General features: G+C 61.6%; 20 protein-coding genes. 12 read left to right on the forward strand and 8 right to left on the reverse strand.

Features of this window, described 5'->3' with window-relative positions; all coding sequences use genetic code 11:
- Window positions 1–112 precede the first annotated feature (112 nt).
- The gene (locus P3R38_RS05875) at window positions 113–2,992 is read right to left on the reverse strand and encodes a ribonucleoside-diphosphate reductase subunit alpha (protein WP_023379116.1); all 2,880 of its coding nucleotides are present in this window, start codon (window positions 2,990–2,992) and stop codon (window positions 113–115) included.
- 754 nt (window positions 2,993–3,746) lie between these two features.
- On the opposite strand from P3R38_RS05875, the gene P3R38_RS05880 reads away from it, so the two are divergent.
- Window positions 3,747–4,445 (forward strand): response regulator transcription factor, encoded by a 699-nt coding sequence (locus P3R38_RS05880; protein WP_023379117.1) that lies wholly within the window; start codon window positions 3,747–3,749, stop codon window positions 4,443–4,445.
- Window positions 4,442–6,049: an ATP-binding protein gene (locus tag P3R38_RS05885; RefSeq protein ID WP_023379118.1), complete on the forward strand. Its 1,608-nt coding sequence runs from the start codon at window positions 4,442–4,444 to the stop codon at window positions 6,047–6,049. Before P3R38_RS05880 ends, P3R38_RS05885 begins: the two co-directional genes overlap by 4 nt.
- A gap of 3 nt (window positions 6,050–6,052) precedes the next feature.
- Here the strand turns inward: P3R38_RS05885 and P3R38_RS05890 are convergent, their stop codons facing one another.
- Entirely contained in the window at window positions 6,053–6,754 is a 702-nt protein-coding gene (locus P3R38_RS05890; RefSeq protein ID WP_277686902.1) for a 4'-phosphopantetheinyl transferase superfamily protein, read from the reverse strand.
- A 232-nt stretch (window positions 6,755–6,986) separates the two neighbouring features.
- On the opposite strand from P3R38_RS05890, the gene P3R38_RS05895 reads away from it, so the two are divergent.
- A complete protein-coding gene (locus tag P3R38_RS05895) occupies window positions 6,987–7,472 on the forward strand; it encodes an Hcp family type VI secretion system effector (RefSeq protein WP_186598651.1) in 486 nt (161 codons plus the stop codon).
- Window positions 7,469–8,182: a DUF4225 domain-containing protein gene (locus tag P3R38_RS05900; protein WP_277686903.1), complete on the forward strand. Its 714-nt coding sequence runs from the start codon at window positions 7,469–7,471 to the stop codon at window positions 8,180–8,182. Before P3R38_RS05895 ends, P3R38_RS05900 begins: the two co-directional genes overlap by 4 nt.
- Before the next feature lie 320 nt (window positions 8,183–8,502).
- Here the strand turns inward: P3R38_RS05900 and P3R38_RS05905 are convergent, their stop codons facing one another.
- Window positions 8,503–9,294 (reverse strand): dienelactone hydrolase family protein, encoded by a 792-nt coding sequence (locus P3R38_RS05905; protein ID WP_023379123.1) that lies wholly within the window; start codon window positions 9,292–9,294, stop codon window positions 8,503–8,505.
- A gap of 129 nt (window positions 9,295–9,423) precedes the next feature.
- On the opposite strand from P3R38_RS05905, the gene P3R38_RS05910 reads away from it, so the two are divergent.
- From P3R38_RS05910 to P3R38_RS05930, 5 genes are all read left to right on the forward strand, one after another.
- A complete protein-coding gene (locus P3R38_RS05910; RefSeq protein ID WP_023379125.1) occupies window positions 9,424–10,029 on the forward strand; it encodes an outer membrane beta-barrel protein in 606 nt (201 codons plus the stop codon).
- A gap of 144 nt (window positions 10,030–10,173) precedes the next feature.
- Window positions 10,174–10,851, forward strand: coding sequence for a response regulator (locus P3R38_RS05915; RefSeq protein WP_023379127.1), 678 nt, complete (start codon window positions 10,174–10,176; stop codon window positions 10,849–10,851).
- Window positions 10,848–12,194 carry an ATP-binding protein gene (locus P3R38_RS05920; RefSeq protein ID WP_202675929.1) on the forward strand — a complete coding sequence of 449 codons (1,347 nt, stop codon included), beginning with the start codon at window positions 10,848–10,850 and terminating at the stop codon, window positions 12,192–12,194. Before P3R38_RS05915 ends, P3R38_RS05920 begins: the two co-directional genes overlap by 4 nt.
- Window positions 12,195–12,510: 316 nt before the next feature.
- Window positions 12,511–13,833 (forward strand): dicarboxylate/amino acid:cation symporter, encoded by a 1,323-nt coding sequence (locus P3R38_RS05925; protein WP_023379130.1) that lies wholly within the window; start codon window positions 12,511–12,513, stop codon window positions 13,831–13,833.
- Window positions 13,834–14,063: 230 nt separating this feature from the next.
- Entirely contained in the window at window positions 14,064–14,681 is a 618-nt protein-coding gene (locus P3R38_RS05930) for a calcium-binding protein (RefSeq protein ID WP_023379131.1), read from the forward strand.
- Window positions 14,682–14,728: 47 nt separating this feature from the next.
- Here P3R38_RS05930 and P3R38_RS05935 read toward each other — a convergent pair whose 3' ends face one another.
- Entirely contained in the window at window positions 14,729–15,223 is a 495-nt protein-coding gene (locus P3R38_RS05935; RefSeq protein WP_023379132.1) for a SprT family zinc-dependent metalloprotease, read from the reverse strand.
- Window positions 15,224–15,350: 127 nt separating this feature from the next.
- The gene (locus P3R38_RS05940) at window positions 15,351–15,950 is read right to left on the reverse strand and encodes a Yip1 family protein (RefSeq protein WP_104882089.1); all 600 of its coding nucleotides are present in this window, start codon (window positions 15,948–15,950) and stop codon (window positions 15,351–15,353) included.
- 284 nt (window positions 15,951–16,234) lie between these two features.
- Here P3R38_RS05940 and ttcA point away from each other — a divergent pair, with 284 nt between their 5' ends.
- Window positions 16,235–17,059, forward strand: a complete 825-nt coding sequence (gene ttcA, locus P3R38_RS05945) for a tRNA 2-thiocytidine(32) synthetase TtcA (RefSeq protein ID WP_023379134.1) — start codon at window positions 16,235–16,237, stop codon at window positions 17,057–17,059.
- Window positions 17,060–17,063: 4 nt separating this feature from the next.
- Window positions 17,064–17,735 carry a DNA-3-methyladenine glycosylase I gene (locus tag P3R38_RS05950; RefSeq protein ID WP_023379136.1) on the forward strand — a complete coding sequence of 224 codons (672 nt, stop codon included), beginning with the start codon at window positions 17,064–17,066 and terminating at the stop codon, window positions 17,733–17,735.
- A gap of 32 nt (window positions 17,736–17,767) precedes the next feature.
- On the opposite strand, the gene P3R38_RS05955 is transcribed toward P3R38_RS05950, so the two are convergent.
- Genes P3R38_RS05955 through arsC form a run of 3 tightly spaced genes read right to left on the reverse strand, consistent with a single transcriptional unit; the run spans window position 17,768 to window position 19,129 of the window.
- Window positions 17,768–18,181, reverse strand: coding sequence for a DUF2069 domain-containing protein (locus P3R38_RS05955; protein ID WP_277686904.1), 414 nt, complete (start codon window positions 18,179–18,181; stop codon window positions 17,768–17,770).
- Window positions 18,174–18,779, reverse strand: a complete 606-nt coding sequence (gene wrbA, locus P3R38_RS05960) for an NAD(P)H:quinone oxidoreductase (protein WP_023379139.1) — start codon at window positions 18,777–18,779, stop codon at window positions 18,174–18,176. Before wrbA ends, P3R38_RS05955 begins: the two co-directional genes overlap by 8 nt.
- Window positions 18,776–19,129: an arsenate reductase (glutaredoxin) gene (gene arsC, locus P3R38_RS05965; protein WP_023379141.1), complete on the reverse strand. Its 354-nt coding sequence runs from the start codon at window positions 19,127–19,129 to the stop codon at window positions 18,776–18,778. The genes wrbA and arsC overlap by 4 nt, the downstream gene beginning before the upstream one ends.
- An 85-nt stretch (window positions 19,130–19,214) precedes the next feature.
- Here arsC and P3R38_RS05970 point away from each other — a divergent pair, with 85 nt between their 5' ends.
- Window positions 19,215–19,679, forward strand: a complete 465-nt coding sequence (locus P3R38_RS05970; protein ID WP_023379143.1) for a TlpA disulfide reductase family protein — start codon at window positions 19,215–19,217, stop codon at window positions 19,677–19,679.
- The last annotated feature ends 51 nt before the right edge of the window (window positions 19,680–19,730 follow it).

The following is a 19,730-nucleotide window of genomic DNA, read 5'->3' on the forward strand; positions in this document are numbered from 1 at the left end:
CTGTCCCTTTTACCGAAGCGCCAGAGCGCAGGGCAAAGGGTGAGGTTTCTCCGTGACGCGGATACAAAAATGCCGCAAGGGGCACCCAAAGGCACCCCTGCGGCACTGAGCCTTACTGGCAGGCTTCGCAGTCAGGCTCGTCGATCGCGCAGGCCTTCGGCACTGGCGCAGGGCCGGCAGCCTGGACCGGGGTGCTGTCGCCACCGCTGGAAACGGCGTTGAGTTTGCCGGTGTTGATGGTCGACTTCTCGGTGCTGGTCGCGGCCAGGGCACGGAGGTAGTAGGTGGTTTTCAGACCACGGTACCAGGCCATGCGGTAGGTCACGTCCAGCTTCTTGCCCGAGGCGCCGGCGATGTACAGGTTCAGCGACTGAGCCTGGTCGATCCACTTCTGGCGACGCGAGGCGGCGTCGACGATCCACTTGGTCTCGACTTCGAACGCGGTGGCATAGAGGTCCTTGAGCTCCTGCGGGATACGCTCGATCTGCTGCACCGAACCGTCGTAGTACTTCAGGTCGTTGATCATGACCGAGTCCCACAGGCCGCGGGCCTTCAGGTCGCGCACCAGGTACGGGTTGATCACGGTGAATTCGCCCGACAGGTTCGATTTCACGTACAGGTTCTGGTAAGTCGGCTCGATCGACTGCGAAACGCCGGTGATGTTGGCGATGGTCGCGGTCGGCGCGATGGCCATGATGTTCGAGTTGCGAATACCTTTCTTGACGCGCTCACGCACCGGCGCCCAATCCAGCGACTCTTCCAGGTTGACGTCGATGTACTTGGCACCACGGGCCTCGATCAGGATCTGTTGCGAGTCCAGTGGCAGGATGCCTTTGGACCACAGCGAGCCCTGGAAGGTCTCGTAGGCACCGCGCTCGTCGGCCAGGTCGCAGGATGCTTGGATGGCGTAGTAGCTGACCGCTTCCATCGACTTGTCGGCGAACTCGACGGCAGCGTCCGAGCCGTAAGGAATGTGCTGCAGGTACAGCGCATCCTGGAAGCCCATGATGCCCAGGCCGACCGGACGGTGCTTGAAGTTCGAATTGCGCGCTTGCGGCACCGAGTAGTAGTTGATGTCGATCACGTTGTCGAGCATGCGCACGGCGGTCTTGACGGTACGCGCCAGTTTCGCGGTGTCCAGCTTGCCATCGACGATGTGGTTCGGCAGGTTGATCGAACCCAGGTTGCACACGGCGATTTCATCGGCGTTGGTGTTCAGGGTGATCTCGGTGCACAGGTTCGAGCTGTGGACCACGCCCACGTGCTGCTGCGGCGAACGCAGGTTGCACGGGTCTTTGAAGGTCAGCCACGGATGGCCGGTCTCGAACAGCATCGACAGCATCTTGCGCCACAGGTCTTTGGCCTGGATGGTCTTGAATACCTTGATCTTGTTGTACTCGGTCAGGGCTTCGTAGTACTCGTAACGCTCTTCGAAGGCCTTGCCGGTCAGGTCGTGCAGATCAGGCACTTCCGATGGCGAGAACAGGGTCCACTTGCCGTCGTCGAAGACGCGCTTCATGAACAGGTCAGGGATCCAGTTCGCGGTGTTCATGTCGTGGGTACGACGACGATCGTCACCGGTGTTCTTGCGCAGTTCGAGGAATTCCTCGATGTCCAGGTGCCAGGTTTCCAGGTAGGCACACACGGCACCCTTGCGCTTGCCGCCCTGGTTGACGGCAACGGCGGTGTCGTTGACCACTTTCAGGAACGGCACGACGCCCTGGGATTTGCCGTTGGTGCCTTTAATGTAGGAGCCCAGTGCCCGTACCGGAGTCCAGTCGTTGCCCAGGCCACCGGCGAATTTCGACAGCATGGCGTTGTCGTGGATCGCGTGGTAGATGCCCGACAGGTCGTCCGGGACGGTGGTCAGGTAGCAGCTGGACAGCTGCGGACGCAGGGTGCCGGCGTTGAACAGGGTCGGGGTCGAAGCCATGTAGTCGAACGACGAGAGCAGGTTGTAGAACTCGATCGCACGGGCTTCCTTGTCTTTCTCTTCCAGCGCCAGGCCCATGGCCACACGCATGAAGAACACCTGCGGCAGCTCGAAGCGCACGCCATCCTTGTGGATGAAGTAGCGGTCGTACAGGGTCTGCAGGCCCAGGTAGGTGAATTGCTGGTCACGCTCGTGGTCGATGGCCTTGCCCAGACGCTCCAGGTCATAGCCTTTCAGGGCCGGGTCCAGCAGCTCGAACTCGACGCCTTTCTCGACATAGGCCGGCAGGGCTTTGGCATACAGCTCGGCCATTTCGTGGTGGGTGGCGCTGTCGGCCACGCCCAGGAAGCCCAGGCCTTCGGCACGCAGGGTGTCCATCAACAGGCGGGCGGTGACGAACGAGTAGTTCGGCTCGCGCTCGACCAGGGTACGGGCGGTCATCACCAGGGCGGTGTTGACGTCCTTGATGGCCACGCCGTCGTACAGGTTCTTCAGGGTGTCGCGCTGGATCAGCTCACCATCGACTTCGGCCAGGCCTTCGCAGGCTTCGCTGATGATGGTGTTCAGACGGGCCATGTCCAGCGGTGCCAGGCTGCCATCGGCCAGGGTGATGCGGATGGACGGGTGCGGCTCGACCACGGCGTCGGTGTGGGCGCGTGTGGCACGCTCCTTGGCGCGTTGCTCGCGATAGATCACGTAGTCACGGGCAACTTTCTGCTCGCCAGCACGCATCAGGGCCAGTTCGACCTGGTCCTGGATTTCTTCGATGTGGATGGTGCCACCCGATGGCATGCGACGCTTGAACGTGGCGGTGACCTGCTCGGTCAGGCGCGCGACGGTGTCGTGGATGCGCGACGAGGCAGCGGCGGTGCCGCCTTCAACTGCGAGGAACGCCTTGGTGATGGCCACGGTGATCTTGTCGTCGGTATAGGGGACGACAGTGCCGTTGCGCTTGATCACGCGCAGTTGGCCAGGGGCGGTGGCAGCCAGATCCTGGTTGGAATCGGCGGCCTGCGGCGCCTGGGCCTGCGGGTTCTCGCGAGTTGTCTCGGTTTGCATGGGTGGGTGTCTCCACAGTTTCTATATTGTTCAGGCGCCTTTTGGGCGCCCACCGTTCCGTCCGCTTGCTCGATGGCCCAGGGGGATGCGACGTGCACGCGCATCCGCCCGCTCGGGCGTACCGACTTCGGGACAGACTCAGGAATAAGGGGCAATAACCTGCCGCTCCCTGGCCGAAGTCAAAGGTTCTGGGCGTTGCCCAAAATCTGTTGCTGATGGATGTCAGGCTTGGCCTGCAACACCCATGCCCGAACAATGCCCTGCATGGGCTTGCCTCGGACGCCTCCGCAGGAGCGGTTTGGCTGCTGAAATCACCTGAAGTTCAGCCAGAAATTTCGCTTGAAATCCTGCGCCGACTTGTGTTTGTGATTTTGCGCGAACCCCAATATCTAGTGGTTCGCTGCGATGGGGATACAAGATAATGCGGTATCGGGGGCTTTGCAAGGATGGCGACTGTGGATAACTTGTGCGTACTTTGTGAGTGAATAGTGGGTATGCGCTGTAGGCCTTGTACCAAGAGGTTTGCACTATTTTTCTGCGTCTCGCTGCCCCCGGGCAGAATTTTGCGGGCGCGAACCCTATCACAAAAATCGGTTCAGTCGAGGGCCATTTCGGGTGAGGCTGGCAGTGTCGTGGAGCGGGCCGTAGTATCCGCAGCAAATGTGTCAGTTGTGCAGGCCTTTTCGCGGGTCAACCCGCACCCACAGGTCAAGCGCAGGCAGTCAATAAAGAACAACAACCAAGAGACCCGGCCATGGACCAGCCACCGAACCGCATCCTCATCGTCGAGGATGACCAGCGTCTTGCCGAACTTACCGCCGAATACCTGCAGGCCAACGGCTTCGAGGTGGCGGTGGAGGGCGACGGCGGGCGCGCCGTGCGGCGTATCGTCGACAGCCAGCCAGACCTGGTGATTCTTGACCTGATGCTGCCAGGTGAGGATGGCCTGAGCATCTGCCGCCGGGTGCGCGGTCAGTATGCCGGTCCGATCCTCATGCTCACCGCCCGCAGCGACGAGCTCGACCAGGTCCAGGGCCTGGACCTGGGCGCTGACGATTATGTGTGCAAGCCGGTACGCCCACGCCTGTTGCTGGCGCGGATCCAGGCCCTGTTGCGGCGCAGCGAAGCGCCAGACAGCAAGCGTCCGGACCTGGCCTTCGGCGGGTTGCGAATCGACAACCGACTGCGCGAAGCCTGGCTCAACGATCAACTGATCGACCTGACCGGCGCTGAATTCGATTTGCTCTGGTTGCTCGCCAGCAATGCCGGCCGGGTACTGTCCCGCGAACAGATCTCCACGTCCTTGCGTGGTGTCGGCTATGACGGTCAGGACCGCTCCATCGATGTGCGCATTTCCAAGATACGCCCCAAGATCGGTGACGACCCCATCCACCCGCGATTGATCAAGACCCTTCGCAGCAAGGGCTATCTGTTCGTCGGCGAGGGCCCATGAACAACTCGATCTTCCTGCGTATCTATGGCGGCATGCTTGCCGTGCTCGTGCTGGTGGCGGTGCTTGGTGTGCTTAGCCTGCACCTGGTCAACCAGGTGCGCGCCAGTCAGCACCGTGAGAACCTTGCCCAAGGTACCTTCAGCCTGATGGCCGATAACCTGGCCCAGCAGTCCGAGGTCGAGCGCAAGCGTTCGCTAGTGATGTGGGAGCGTTTGCTGGGGGTGCCATTGTCGCTGCAACCGATGTCGGCGCGCACCTTGGATGGCGGCCAGCGGGCGCGCCTGTACCGTGGTCTGGTGGTGGTGGAGAAGACAGGGCCGCATGCCGCCCAGGTGTTGCGCAAGGTGGGTGGCGAAGAGCTGCTGCTGGTGGCGCAGGTCAGCCAGGTCAGCGAGCAATTGGCGCGGGCCACCCTGTACCTGCTGGCCGACGAGCTGGTGCGTTACCCGGTGACCGAGCAGCAACGGCGCCTGGCCGAAATCAAACAGAGCAAGGGGTTCGGCTTCGACATCGCCCTGCAGCGCCTGGAGCGGGTCGGACTGGACGACGACCAGCGGCGGCGGGTGGAGGAGGGCGATACGGTCATGGCGCTGGGCAAGGACGGCGACTCGATCCGGGTGTTCGCCGGCTTGGCGGGTTCGCCCTGGGTACTGGAGATTGGCCCGCTGTACCAGCTCAACCCCTACCCGCCACAGCTGCTGATCCTGATCACTTTCCTGGGCTTGTGCCTGATTGGCCTGGTGGTTTATCTGCTGGTACGACAGCTGGAGCGGCGCGTTTCAGGGCTGGAGATCGCCGCCACGCGCATCGCCCAAGGCAGCCTGGATACCCGCGTGCCGGCAGGTGACGCCGACTCGGTGGGGCGTCTGGCCGCTGCGTTCAACGGCATGGCCGAGCACCTGCAACGCTCGTTGAGCATGCAGCGAGAGCTGGTGCGGGCAGTCTCCCATGAGCTTCGCACCCCGGTGGCGCGCTTGCGTTTCGGCCTTGAGATGATCGAAAGCGCCAGCACCGAACAGGCCCGCGCCAAGCACCTGGCTGGCATGGACAGTGATATCCAGGACCTGGATAAACTGGTCGATGAGATGCTGACCTACGCCCGACTGGAGCAGGGCGCGCCAGCGCTGAAGTTCCAGCGGGTCGACCTGGATGCCTTGCTCGATCGGGTCATCGAAGAGTTGGCGCCGTTGCGCGCGGACGTGAGCGTAGTGCGCGGGGAGTGCCAGTGCGATGCCGAGCAACAGGCGTGGGTCGAGGCCGAGCCCCGCTACCTGCACCGTGCCTTGCAGAACCTGGTGGGCAATGCCCTGCGTCATGCCGGCTCGCAGGTGCACGTGAGCTACCAACTGGGTCAGCAGCGCTGCCGTATCGATGTGGAAGACGATGGGCCTGGCATTCCCGAAGGTTACTGGGACCGCATCTTCACCCCGTTCACCCGCCTGGACGACAGCCGCACCCGTGCCTCGGGCGGGCATGGCCTGGGGCTGTCGATCGTGCGGCGGATCATCTACTGGCATGGCGGACGAGCAACGGTAGGGCGCAGTGAAGCACTGGGCGGCGCATGCTTCAGCTTGAACTGGCCCCGCGAGCAAGCGCCGCTGTAGGCCTCAGACGCTGATCAGGCTGAGCAAGTGGCCTTCGTGCTGGCAGAACTGGCCCTCCAGCTCGATACCGTGGCGCCACTGGGCGGAGAGGTCGGTGAGCAGGCGCAGGCGGGCCGAGCCCTCCGTGGACCACTCCAGCAGTTCGGCGTGTTCGAAGTAGAAGCGCTGTCCGGTCAGGGGGTACAGGGCCTTGAACAGACTTTCCTTGAGCGAGAACGTCAGGGTGACGGTCAGGCTGAGCTGGCGCCGGTCCAGGCGCTCGAGCTCTGCTGGGGTCAGGATTTCGCCCATCAGGCGTTCGGCGCGCTCGTCGTCGAGCAGGCTCTCCTGATCCAGCCCCAGTCCCTGGCAACTGCCATCGGCAGCGACCACGGCGGCAGCCCAGCCCTTGCCGTGGGTGATCGAACCGTGGATACCCGGGGGCCAGATCGGCGAGCGATCCTCGTGGGTGCCGGGCACATAGTCACGACCATCCAGGCGTTGCAGCGCGGCCCGGGCGCATACGCGTCCCGCCAGGTATTCGGCCTGGCGCTTGGCGACCGAGCGCTGAAGGCTGGCGCTTTGCGCGATGCCGGCACGCTGGAAGTCGTCGGCGGCCAGGCGCGCGGGGTCGAAGGCGCAACTGACCAGCACCGCGCCGGGGAGCGGGCTGGGGAGGGGCCAGTGGTACTGGAGCGGGGCGCAGCAGTTTGGAAGTGTGTTCATGGCGGTATTGTGCCAGTGCCGAAGGCTCTTCGGGAGTCGCCCAATCGCCCTGTGGCTGGCCATAACCTCTGAGACGCCGGCGAACCTGCCGTAGGGAAGTAGAGACTGTGCGCTCGAATGCACGGGTGAACTTTGCGTTTAAAACAACTGGAACGAAATTCAGACGCAGCCGACATACGGTCGGCTCTCGGTTACGTAGGCTTTGGTCATTCACCTTCCGGGAGATTCGTCCATGGCTGTCAACGGATACATGAGCGTCGTCGGTGAACGACAAGGCCTGATTTCGGCAGGTTGCAATTCGCAGCCGTCCATTGGTAACAAATGCCAGTCTTTGCATCAGGATGAAATCTTGGTGCTGGCTTACAGTCACGAGCTTGCCAATCCAGGCAGTACACAACGTGCCATCCATCGTCCAGTGATGATCACCAAGCTGGTTGACAAGGCCAGTCCCTTGTTGGCCCAAGCCGTGGACAGCCGCGAAGTGGTCCGCTGTGACATACACCTTTATCGCTTTCATCCAGCGGGTCATCAGGAAAGGTACTTTTCGGTAAAGCTGGAGGGCGCCGTGATCGTCGCCCAGAGTTTTGATGTCCCACACGCGATATTGATGTCCGATCAGGAGGCCGAAGAGCGGCTGCTCATCAGTTATCGCTCGATCAGTTGGATTCATCATACGGCTGGGACGACGGGGCATGCTGCCTGGGAAGAAACGCCATGAGTCGCCAGGACGATTTTGGCGAGCGTCTGGATCAAGCGTTTTGGGAGCTCAACACAGCTGCCTCCGGGCTGGTTGGCTACGGCTGCAGCGTCAGTGCGCGTTACCTGCAAGATCGCGGATTGCGTATGCAATTCAATCGGGAGTTGGCGTATTACGCGCGGCGGGTCCTGGACGATGTCATCCAGCGGCGCATCAGCCCGGAGGAGGGGCTTGGGCGCATTCAGGCGGAACAAAAGAGTTTGTTCTCGGAGGCCCCTCGTGTTTTCACGCAGGTCGGTGGCATAGCCGGTGGTGTTTCGCAGGTAGCCACAGGTCTGACGAGTTGTATAGGCAGCCTCGGTGCAGCGTGCGTGTTCCATGGAGGGCCCTTGATCGCACATGGCGGCAACAATTTCTATGAGAATGCCTTGGGGTTGTATGAAGGGCGCACTGATGTAGTGGGGCCTGTCCGAGAAATATATCAGGATGCCGCCAAGTCAATGGGGTATGGCGAGCGCGAGGGGAACATTGCTTATTACAGTGCTGATCTCATTTTTTCTGGGCGGGCTTTGTGGCACAAGGTTCCTAGGAAAGGCGCTTGGCGTCTTTATAAATATTTGGATACCGACAAGGAGCGAAAGTACAGGCAGCTAGGAATCAAGGGGCTTTCACTTGAAATTGGCGCGTCTGTATTGACGTTTAAGCAACTCATGGAGGAGTACAGTAAATGAAGTTGGTTGGTTTTCTGGTCTTTGTCGTATGCGATGTGATTCTGAGGTTGATACTGAATAGGTCATTTTTCAGAGAGCTGGTCAGTGGATGGAAGGTGTTTTTAGCACTTGCTTATTGCTCAATCATGGGGTGTGTTTATAGGGAAGTGATGGGGGGGGAAGGGGTGTTTGGGTTTTCCCAAGAATCCCCTCACCCCGTCGAAGCTTGGACTGTCATTATCCTCTGCGGTGTCATGGTATTTTTCCATATATGGGCGTTCACTTCGAAATTGGACGATTAGGGGCCGCCCCCTGATGCGCTGGTTCGGCCCCAACAATCCTCAATCAAACGCCTTCTTGAAAAACGCCTGCATGTCCGCCCACGAGCTTTCGTCCGCCGCCTTGTTGTAGCCGATGTCCGGCCCGCCATGCTCACCATGGCTCATGCGGTCTGCGTCGGGGTTGGTGAAGCCGTGCTTGGCGCCTTGGATGGTGACGAATTCGTAACTGACCCCGGCCCTGTCCATTTCCTCCTTGAACGCCGTGACCTGTTGCTCGGTGACGATGCTGTCGGCCGCGCCGTGCTCGACCAGGATCTTGGCCCTGACCACGCCGGGCTTGGCTGGTGTCTGGGTGGCCAGCGGACCATGGAAACTCACCACCCCATCGAGTTTCTCCCCACGCCGTGCGGCGTCGAGCACCACCTTGCCGCCGAAGCAGTAGCCGATGGCGGCCAATTGGTGCTTGTTGGTGTTCGGCTGAATCTTCAGCAGTTCCAGACCCGCGTCGAAGCGCTTGATGGCACCCTCGGGGTCCTTCATCGCGGCCTCGAGGAAGGCCTTGGCCTCATCCGGATGCTCGGTGTGCTTGCCATCGCCATACATGTCGATGGCCAGCGCGTTGTAGCCCAAGGCAGCCAGGTCACGAGCCCGGCGCTTGGCGTAATCGTTCAGCCCCCACCACTCGTGCACCACCAGAATACCCGGGCGCTTGCCTTCGACGGCATCGTCATAGGCGTAGTAGCCAATCAGGCGATTGCCGTCGGTATCCTGGTAGGGGATCTCACGGGTCTGTACCGCCGCCTGGGCCACGGCGGCGCTGCACAACAGGGTCAAAGCCAGCAGGGCACGCATGCTCAGTACTCCTTGTTCAGCAAACGGTTCGTTCAGCCCTGGTTCAGCCAGGGTTCAGCCGCGGTTCAGGGCGCTCTGCTTACTCTAGCTTCCAGACAGAAACAGCGCACCCAACTGGAGTACGAATCCATGAAAACGCTCAATTCCCTGATTGCCGCCATGGCCGTTTGCGCCGCAGGTTTCACCGTGACCGCCCAGGCCGACGACAACTTCGCCAGCCTGACCTATGGCCAGACCAGCGACAAGGTCCGCAAGTCCGGCCTGCTGCAAAGCAACACCGACCACCTCAATGCCGACGGCATCATCGGCAAGGACGACACCTGGGGCGTGCGCCTGGGGCGGATCAACGACCAGGGCCGCTACTACATGACCTACGACAACGTCTCGGGTGACCACAGCGGTTACAAGCTTCGCCAGGAAAACCTGCTCGGCAGCTACGACCTGTTCCTCCCGGTGGGAGATACCACCAAGTTGTTCGGTGGCGCCAGCGCGGGCATGACCAAGCTCACGCAGGACTCCCCGGGTGCCCGTCGTGACACGGACTACGGCTACGCGGTCGGCTTGCAGGCCGGTGTGATCCAGGAGCTGACCGATAGGGCTTCGGTTGAACTGGGCTACCGTTATCTGCGCAGCAATGCCAGCACCGAAGTCGGCGACCATGGTGGGCCTAAGGATGGCACCCTGCGCCTGACCAGTAGCGCCCAGACGTACCTGTCGGCCAACTACAAGTTCTGAAGACCGTTGCATGTCGCATCACTGGTAATCTGTAGCAGCCTGATCGCCGGCAAGCCGGCTCCTGCAGGGACAGCACCGCCCTGGTAGGAGCCGGCTTGCCGGCGATAGGGGCGCTACAAGCAGCAAATGACAAGGAGAACCCCCATGAAACTGCTGGTGGTCGAGGACGAAGCGCTGCTGCGCCATCACCTGCACACCCGCCTGGGCGAGAGCGGCCATGTGGTCCAGGCCGTGGCCGATGCCGAAGAGGCGCTGTACCAAGCCGGGCAATACCACTTCGACCTGGCCATCGTCGACCTGGGCTTGCCGGGCATGAGCGGGCTTGAGTTGATCGGCCGGTTGCGCGGCCAGGACAAGACCTTCCCCATTCTCATCCTCACCGCGCGCGGCAACTGGCAGGACAAGGTCGAAGGCCTGGCCGCCGGTGCCGACGACTATCTGGTCAAGCCGTTTCAGTTCGAAGAGCTGGAGGCACGCTTGAACGCCTTGTTGCGTCGCTCCAGTGGTTTCACCCAATCCACCATTGCCGCCGGGCCGCTGGTGCTGGATCTCAACCGCAAGCAGGCCACCCTGGACGACAACCCCTTGAGCCTGACGGCCTACGAGTACCGTATTCTCGAGTACCTCATGCGCCATCATCAGCAGGTGGTGGCCAAGGATCGGCTGATGGAGCAGCTCTACCCGGATGACGAAGAGCGCGACCCGAACGTTATAGAAGTGCTGGTCGGTCGCCTGCGTCGCAAGCTCGAGGGGGACCGTGGGTTCAAACCGATCGATACGGTACGCGGGCTGGGCTACCTGTTCACCGAGCGCTGCCGATGATTCGTTCACTGCGGGTGCGCCTGATGCTGGCAGCGGCATTGCTGGCACTGCTGTTCATGCTGGCGTTGCTACCGGCGCTGCAGAAGGCGTTCAGCCTGGCGCTGCAGGAATCCATCGAGCAGCGTCTGGCGTCGGATGTGACCACGCTGATTTCCGCGGCTCGCATCGAGCACGGCCAATTGCAGATGCCGACGCTGTTGCCGGACGAGCGCTACAACCTGCCGTACACCGGATTGCTGGGCTACATCTTCGACCGGAGCGGCCAGTTGGTCTGGCGCTCGCGCGCCACGGCCGACCAGAACATCAATTACCAACCGCGCTATGACGGGCGTGGCAACGAATTCGCGCGTATTCGCCAGCGCGATGGCGAGGAGTTTTTCGTCTACGACGTGGAAATCAAGTTGCTCGGCGGCCAGAGCGCGGCCTACAGCATTGTCGCCTTGCAGCCAGTGCGCGAGTACCAGCACACCCTCGATGGCCTACGCGAAAAGCTCTACCTGGGCTTCGGTGCGGCCTTGCTGGCCTTGCTCGGGTTGCTCTGGGCGGGTTTGACCTGGGGCCTGCGCTCGTTGCGCAGGCTCAGTCACGAGCTGGATGAGGTGGAGGCGGGCACGCGTGACGGGCTCAGCGCTGAGCATCCCCGCGAGCTGTTGCGCCTGACCGGGTCGCTCAACCGCTTGCTGCGCAGCGAGCGTGAGCAGCGCCAGCGCTACCGCGACTCACTGGGCGACCTGGCGCACAGCCTCAAGACTCCGCTGGCAGTCTTGCAAGGGGTGGGCGAAAGCCTCGGGCAGGGCAGTGGCGAGCGCGAGCAGGGGCGGGTCTTGCAAAGCCAGATCGAGCGCATGAGCCAGCAGATCGACTACCAGCTGCAACGCGCCAGCCTGCGCAAGAGTGGCCTGGTGCGCCACAAGGTCCTGCTGCGGCCGGTGCTCGACAGCCTGTGCAGCACGTTGGACAAGGTCTATCGGGACAAGCGTGTGCACGTTGACCTGGACCTTGCCGAGCAGGCGTTCGTGCCGATGGAACAGGGTGCCTTGCTGGAGTTGCTCGGTAACCTCTTGGAGAACGCCTACCGGCTATGCCTGGGCAACGTCCGCGTAAGCCTTCGGGAAACCCCAGGGCAATTGGTGCTGTGCGTCGAGGACGATGGGCCCGGCGTACCGGCAGATCAGCACCAGCGCATTCTGCAGCGCGGAGAGCGGTTGGACCGCCAGCATCCGGGGCAAGGTATCGGGTTGGCGGTGGCCAAGGACATCATCGACAGCTATGACGCGCAGCTGAGCCTGGAGGCGTCGGCGCTGGGGGGCGCAGCGTTCCTGATCATCTTCCGGCTTGATTGAGCCGCTGGCAGTGCCGGCCCCATCGCCGGTGCGGGCGGATTCCCGCCAACCACGCTGTTCAAATTCCGCCATCGGGCGGAAATCCGCCAGGCCTTCCGGATTTTTCTGCCCTGCTCTTGGGCGTTTTCACCTCGTGAATACAGGGTTTGCACCCATCATGGGCATTTTGGCATCGCCCTTGCTATTGGACTTGTCAGAGGCCTGCCCAGGCAGCTCGAACACAACGACAAATCCCTCCGGGTGCAGGAGGGTTAGCGATTCAGGTGCCCCGACACCCTGGGAAGGGTGAAGCCGGCACACTTGAGGAAAATTAGCCATGACGACACGTCAGCCGCTGTACAAGTCCCTGTATGTCCAGGTGATCGTTGCCATCACCATCGGCATCCTGCTCGGCCATTTCTACCCCGAAACCGGCGTCGCCCTTAAGCCTTTGGGTGATGGTTTCGTCAAACTGATCAAGATGGTCATCGCGCCCATCATCTTCTGCACCGTGGTCAGCGGTATCGCCGGCATGCAGAGCATGAAGTCGGTCGGCAAGACCGGCGGCTACGCGCTGCTGTACTTTGAAATCGTTTCCACCATCGCCCTGATCATCGGCCTGGTAGTCGTCAACGTAGTCAAGCCGGGCGCAGGCATGCACGTCGACGTCAGCACCTTGAATGCCAGCAGCGTGGCCGCCTATGCCGCCGCCGGCGCGCAGCAGACGACGGTCGGCTTCTTGCTGAACATCATTCCGAACACCATCGTCGGCGCCTTCGCCAACGGCGATATTCTGCAAGTGCTGATGTTCTCGGTGCTGTTCGGCTTCGCCCTGCACCGCCTGGGCAGCTACGGCAAGCCGGTGCTGGACCTGATCGACCGCTTCGCCCATGTCATGTTCAACATCATCAACATGATCATGAAGCTGGCGCCGGTCGGTGCATTCGGCGCCATGGCCTTCACCATCGGTCAATACGGTGTGGGTTCGCTGGTACAGCTGGGCTACCTGATGGCCTGCTTCTACATCACCTGCCTGCTGTTCATCCTCATCGTGCTGGGCGGCATATGCCGTGCCCACGGCTTCAGCATCCTCAAGCTGATTCGCTACATCCGTGAAGAGCTGCTGATCGTACTGGGTACTTCCTCTTCGGAGTCGGCCCTGCCACGCATGCTGGCCAAGATGGAGCGTCTGGGCGCCAAGAAGTCGGTAGTTGGCTTGGTCATCCCGACCGGTTATTCGTTCAACCTCGATGGCACCTCCATCTACTTGACCATGGCTGCGGTGTTCATCGCCCAGGCTACTGACACCACCATGGATATCACCCATCAGATCACCTTGCTGCTGGTGCTGCTGGTGGCTTCCAAAGGTGCCGCGGGCGTAACCGGATCGGGCTTCATCGTCCTGGCGGCCACCCTGTCGGCTGTTGGCCACCTGCCAGTTGCCGGCCTGGCGCTGATCCTCGGTATCGACCGCTTCATGTCCGAAGCCCGCGCCCTGACCAACCTGATCGGCAACGCCGTCGCCACCGTGGTCGTGGCAAAATGGGTCAAGGAAATGGACAACGACACCCTGGCCGCCGAACTGGCATCCGGCGGTGCGCCGCTGATCGACACTCGTCCGACCGACGACTTGGGTGTGGCTGAAGGCCCGGCCCGTTGATCGAGCGCTTGTAGTGTTGAAAAGCCCATCTTCGGATGGGCTTTTTTTGTTCTGTTTTTAGGGGGGGAAATGTCCTACCCGAGAAGTGTGTTTTTCGCGCCTGTACGTCCGATTGGTTACCTGATGTCTGTCAGCCGTTGTTGCTAGATTCGACCTCACTGCAATGGCAACGCGAACGTTGTTTCGCATTACAGCAGGTTAAATTTTCGGCTTTACAGGAATTCAAGGTAATGACTCAATCCAATGATCTGAATAACCACACCGACAGTGTACTTGTCGGTGGCAAGGGCAATGACCGCCTGGTGGGCGGAGATGACGCCGACGTCATCCTCGGTAAAGGTGGCGACGATGAGCTGGAAGGTGGCGACGGTCCTGACGTCCTGCGTGGCGGCAAGGGTAGCGACGTGATCGACGGCGGCAAGGGCCACGATTACCTGCATGGCGGCAAGGATGACGATGTCCTGATCGGCGACACTGGCAACGATGTCATCTTCGGCGGCCAGGGCGATGATGCGATCGAAGGTGGGCCTGGCACCGATATTCTCAGTGGTGGCAGGGGGGCTGATCTGTTCGTGTTCGCCAAGCTGGTGGACATGGGCGTTGGCCAGAAGCGCGATATCATCACCGACTTCAACGGTGCCGAGGGTGATCGCGTCGATCTGCGAGGCTTGGCGCAATCCTCGGGGCTGGAGTCCCTGACCTACATTGGCAGCGAAGCGTTCACCGACAAAGGTCAGATCCGTTTCGAAAACGAAATACTGTCGGGCAGCATCCATGGCCCCCAGGTAGATTTCGAGATTCAATTGGTCGGTGTGAAGACCTTCACCGCTGACGATCTGCTGCTCTGATCGTAAGCCCCACGGCAACTGGACGAGACGTTTCGCTGCCGCCGGGGTCACTCGACGCGGGTTTCCCCGCTGTAGACCAGGATTTCCCGGCACCGCCGGCACAGATAACGCCGACCCTGGCGCACCAGCTTGTGCCGCTGGGCGGTGAACGGGAAATCACTCCCCGGGCACGGGCACCGATAGATGTACCGTGTCGCCACCCGCCGCTGCACTTCATAGTTATGGCACCGATGAGGGGGCAGTTCATACACCCCGCGCATGATCAACTGCCATTCCTCGCCATGGGCCTGGATCCGGTCCCCGAACAATTGATGAGCGACCAGGTGCGCCACTTCGTGCGCCACGGTCTGGCGCAGGAAGTCTTCCTGGTTCTCACGGTACAGTTGAAGGTTGAAGCGCAGCAGGTTCTCGTGCAGGTGGGCGACGCCAGCTTTCTGCCCGCGCAGCTTGAAACTGACTTCGGGGCGTGCAAAGGGGCGTTTGAAGAAGGCTTCGGCTTGCTGGTAACAGGTTTCGACGCGTTGTTTGAGCAGCTCTGGCATGGCGGGGTGGTTCTCCTGACCGGGCATTATGCCGCAAGCAAAAGCGGCTTGCCGAGCCGCCGGTCAGCAGACAGCCAAAGGCCGCCTTGCGGCGGCCCTTGGTTTGATGCCCCAGTGTTGGTTGGATCTAGTTGGTGTAAACGGGCCCCACGCCCAAGCCCCAGATGATGACCGTGGCGGCCATGATAGCCACCAGGACCACCAGCCCCACTGCCAATACCGAACTCGAGAACAGGAAGCCCTCGTCGGACGGTATGTTCATGAAGGTCGGCAAGCCGACATACAACAAGTAGACGGTGTAGCAGATGGCCGCGGTGCCGATCAGCATGCCCAGCCACAGGTGCGGGTAGAGTGCCGCCAGGCCGCCGAGGAACAGGGGGGTCGCGGTGTAGGTGGCAAAGGCGATGCATTGCGCCATGGAAGGGTTGGCGTCGTAGGTGCGGGCCATCCAGTGAATGAAGGCGCCCATCACCGCCACCCCGGCGAGCATCGCCAGGTAGGACATGATGCTCATCCACAGCGCGCTTTCCATGGTCAGCATCACCGCCGGCCTGTCGCCGATGACCCAACCGACCTGGGTAGTGCCGATGAATGCCGATACGGCAGGGATCGCTGCCAGGATCAAAGTGTGTGTCAGGTACATGTGGCTGATGCTTTCTTCCTCGCCACGAATTTCCCGCCATTCCTGGTCGGGATGAGTAAACAGCCCAACAACGTGATGAATCATGCCGGTCACTCCTCTCAATGTTGCCAACCGCCCCCCAAATGGAGCGCAAGCGGCCTGAGGCCTGAACACCGATGCAAGCGGTAATGTGGCCTTAAGTCGCAGTATAGGAAGCCGTTCCACGCACAAAACCGACTTTTTAGAGCAAATTGCGCTGTCAAGACGGGTGTTGATTACCTTGGGGCCTTTATCGGAATTGCATGTCTTTCACTGGCTAAGCCCTACGCCCAGGCTCGGTTTGTGCGTAAAATAGCCGGCTTTTGTCACACCTCGCGGATCCAAGCGCTATGGGCACCCTCTCGGTCAACCAGAACAAACTGCAAAAACGCCTGCGTCGCCTCGCTGGCGAAGCCATCACCGACTACAACATGATCGAGGATGGCGACAAGGTCATGGTCTGCCTGTCCGGCGGCAAGGACAGCTACACCATGCTCGACGTTCTGTTGCACCTGCAGAAGGTGGCGCCGATCAAGTTCGAGATCGTCGCGGTGAACATGGACCAGAAGCAGCCAGGCTTCCCGGAGCACGTGTTGCCGGCCTACCTGAAGGCGCTGGGCGTCGAGTACCACATCGTCGAGAAGGACACCTACTCGGTGGTCAAGGAGTTGGTGCCAGAGGGCAAGACCACCTGCTCCCTGTGCTCGCGCCTGCGCCGTGGCACCCTGTACACCTTCGCTGACGAGATCGGCGCGACCAAGATGGCCCTGGGCCATCATCGCGACGATATCGTCGAAACCTTCTTCCTCAACATGTTCTTCAACGGCGCCCTCAAGGGCATGCCGCCCAAGCTGCGTGCCGACGATGGCCGCAATGTGGTGATACGCCCATTGGCCTATTGCAGCGAGAAGGACATCCAGGCCTACTCCGACATGAAGGCGTTCCCGATCATCCCGTGCAACCTGTGTGGTTCGCAGGAAAACCTGCAACGCCAGGTGGTCAAGGACATGCTGGTGGAATGGGAGCGCAAGCACCCTGGTCGTACCGAGAGCATCTTCCGTGCATTGCAGAACGTGGCGCCCTCGCAGCTGGCCGACCGCAACCTGTTCGACTTCACCAGCCTGAAGATCGACGAGAACGCCACCCCGCGCTTCCTCGACGTGCTGAACATCTGAGCCCATGCGCGACTACCAGTGGCTGCACACATACTGCCTGAACCGCTTCGGCTCGGCCCAGGCGCTGGAGACGTTCCTGCCACAGCCCAAGTCGCCGGAGCAGTTGCGTGACATCAGCGATGACCGCTACCTGTCGACCCTGGCCCTGCGGGTGTTCCGTGCTGGACTGAAGCACAGCCTGGTGGATGCCAAGTGGCCGGCTTTCGAGCAGGTGTTCTTTGGCTTCGACCCAGAGAAGGTCGTGCTGATGGGGGCCGAGCACTTGGAGCGGTTGATGCAGGACGAGCGCATCATCCGCCACCTGGGCAAGCTCAAGAGCGTGCCACGCAATGCGCAGATGATCCTGGACGTGCAGAAGGACAAGGGCAGCTTCGGTGCGTTCATCGCCGACTGGCCGGTAACCGACATCGTTGGTTTGTGGAAGTACCTGGCCAAGCATGGCAATCAGTTGGGCGGCCTTTCGGCGCCGCGTTTTCTGCGGATGGTGGGCAAGGATACGTTCATCCCCACCGAGGATATGTCAGCGGCATTGATTGCCCAGGGCATCATCGACAAGGCGCCGACCAGTCAGCGAGACCTGGCGTTGGTGCAGCAAGCGTTCAACCAGTGGCACGAAGAGAGCGGGCGGCCATTGTGCCAGCTGTCGGTGATGCTGGCGCATACCGTGAATCATTGAGGCTTTCGGGGCCGCACGGCGGCCCCTGAAATTCAGCTCCCTTCGCCAGCAAGGCGCCGCTCATGCTGGAACTTCCAGCGTACAAACAGCAGGCCGCTGACGAACAACCCCAGGCTCACCAGCACCTCGACCCAGCCAAACAGCGCTCGGGCTGGGTCGAACGCTGCCAGCACCCCTTTGATGAAATAGAGGTTCACCACGAAGCAGGTCCAGGCATGCGCCCGGGCACTGCCCTTCAGCATGCCCGGCAGCAGCAACAGCAGGGGAACCAGTTCGATGGCCAGAATCACCCCGACCCGCGCCCCGTGCAGGTTGGCGAAGAACAAATTGTTCACCGCCAACAGCGTGATCAGGCCAAGGAAAAACGCCAGGCTCAGCGCCCGCGTCAAGCGCAGGCGAGGCTCCAGCCAGGTCAGTGGCGGCAGAACCTTGGGTTTTTTAGCCACGCGCGGCCTCCAGGGCCTTGGCAGTGGTCGCCAGGCGTTGGCCAAGGGCTCGGCACAGGGCGATCTCGTGCTCGTCCAGTTCGCGCTTGCCATCGGCACCGGCATGGTGGCTGGCGCCATATGGCGTGCCGCCTCCGCGGGTCTCGAGCAGCGCCGACTCACTGTAGGGCAGGCCCATCACCAGCATGCCGTGGTGCATCAGCGGCAGCATCATCGACAACAGTGTGGTTTCCTGGCCGCCATGCAGGCTGGCGGTGGAGGTGAACACGCCGGCCGGTTTGCCGACCAGTTCTCCGCCCAGCCACAGGCTGCTGGTGCCGTCGAGGAAGTACTTCAGCGGTGCGGCCATGTTGCCGAAACGGGTCGGGCTGCCCAGCACCAGGCCGGCGCAATGGCGCAGATCGTCCAGGGTGGCGTACAGTGCGCCGCTGGCCGGGATGTCTGGGGCCACAGCCTCGCATTCGGTGGAGATCGCCGGTACGGTGCGCAGGCGCGCCTCCATGCCGGCCATTTCGACACCGCGCGCGACATGTCGGGCCATCTCGCTGGTCGAGCCATGACGGCTGTAATACAGCACCAGAACGTAGGGTTCACTCACGGCAGAATCTCCAGGACTTTCTCGGGTGGCCGGCCGACCACGGCCTTGTCACCGGCGACCAGAATCGGGCGCTCGATCAATTTCGGGTGCTGGACCATCGCGTCGATCAACTGGGCATCGGTGAGTGCCTGGTTGGCCAGGTCAAGGGCCTTGTACTCCTCCTCGCCAGTACGCAGCAATTGGCGCGGGGCGATGCCCAGCTTGCCCAGCAGTGCCTTGAGGGTAGCGGCATCCGGCGGTGTTTCCAGGTAGCGAACGATGGTTGGCGCGAAGCCTCGTGCTTCGAGCAGTTCCAAGGCGCCGCGGGATTTTGAGCAGCGCGGGTTATGATAGAGCGTCAAGTCAGTCATGTTGGTTCGCATCCAGCGGGGTGTGGCAGCTATTCTAACCGCAGCGACTGACCCATTTGCTTGAAACTTCGAGAAGGATTGACCCATGGCAAGGCGTTTGGCAGCAGTACTGGCCATCACCGCGAGCCTGTTGCTCGGTGGTTGCGGTGCCGACTACGGCGTGGACCAAAATGGCAAGATGGTGAAGGCCGAGCAGATCGACGGGCACTGGGTGGTGCTCAATTACTGGGCGGAGTGGTGTGGTCCGTGCCGGACCGAAATTCCAGAGCTCAACGCCGCGGCCAAGCAATGGGCGAGCGAGGGTATCAAGGTGGTGGGCGTCAACTTCGATGGCTTGCAGGGGCAGGACCTGAAGCAGGCCGCCGAGACGCTCGGCATCGCTTTCACCGTGCTGGCCCAGGACCCAGCCGAACGTTATGACCTGCCGCGTAGCGAGGCGTTGCCGGTGACCTACATCATCGACGACAAGGGCAAGGTGCGTGAGCAATTGATGGGCGAGCAGACCCTCGAAGGGTTGCAGGCCAAGATCAAGGCGCTCAAGGGCGCTTGATGCAGGCCAGTGCCCGCCCTATCGCCGGTTGGCTGGCGATAGGGCGGGTGT

This window comes from Pseudomonas sp. NyZ480, assembly GCF_029537255.1.
Taxonomy (GTDB): Bacteria; Pseudomonadota; Gammaproteobacteria; order Pseudomonadales; family Pseudomonadaceae; genus Aquipseudomonas; species Aquipseudomonas taiwanensis.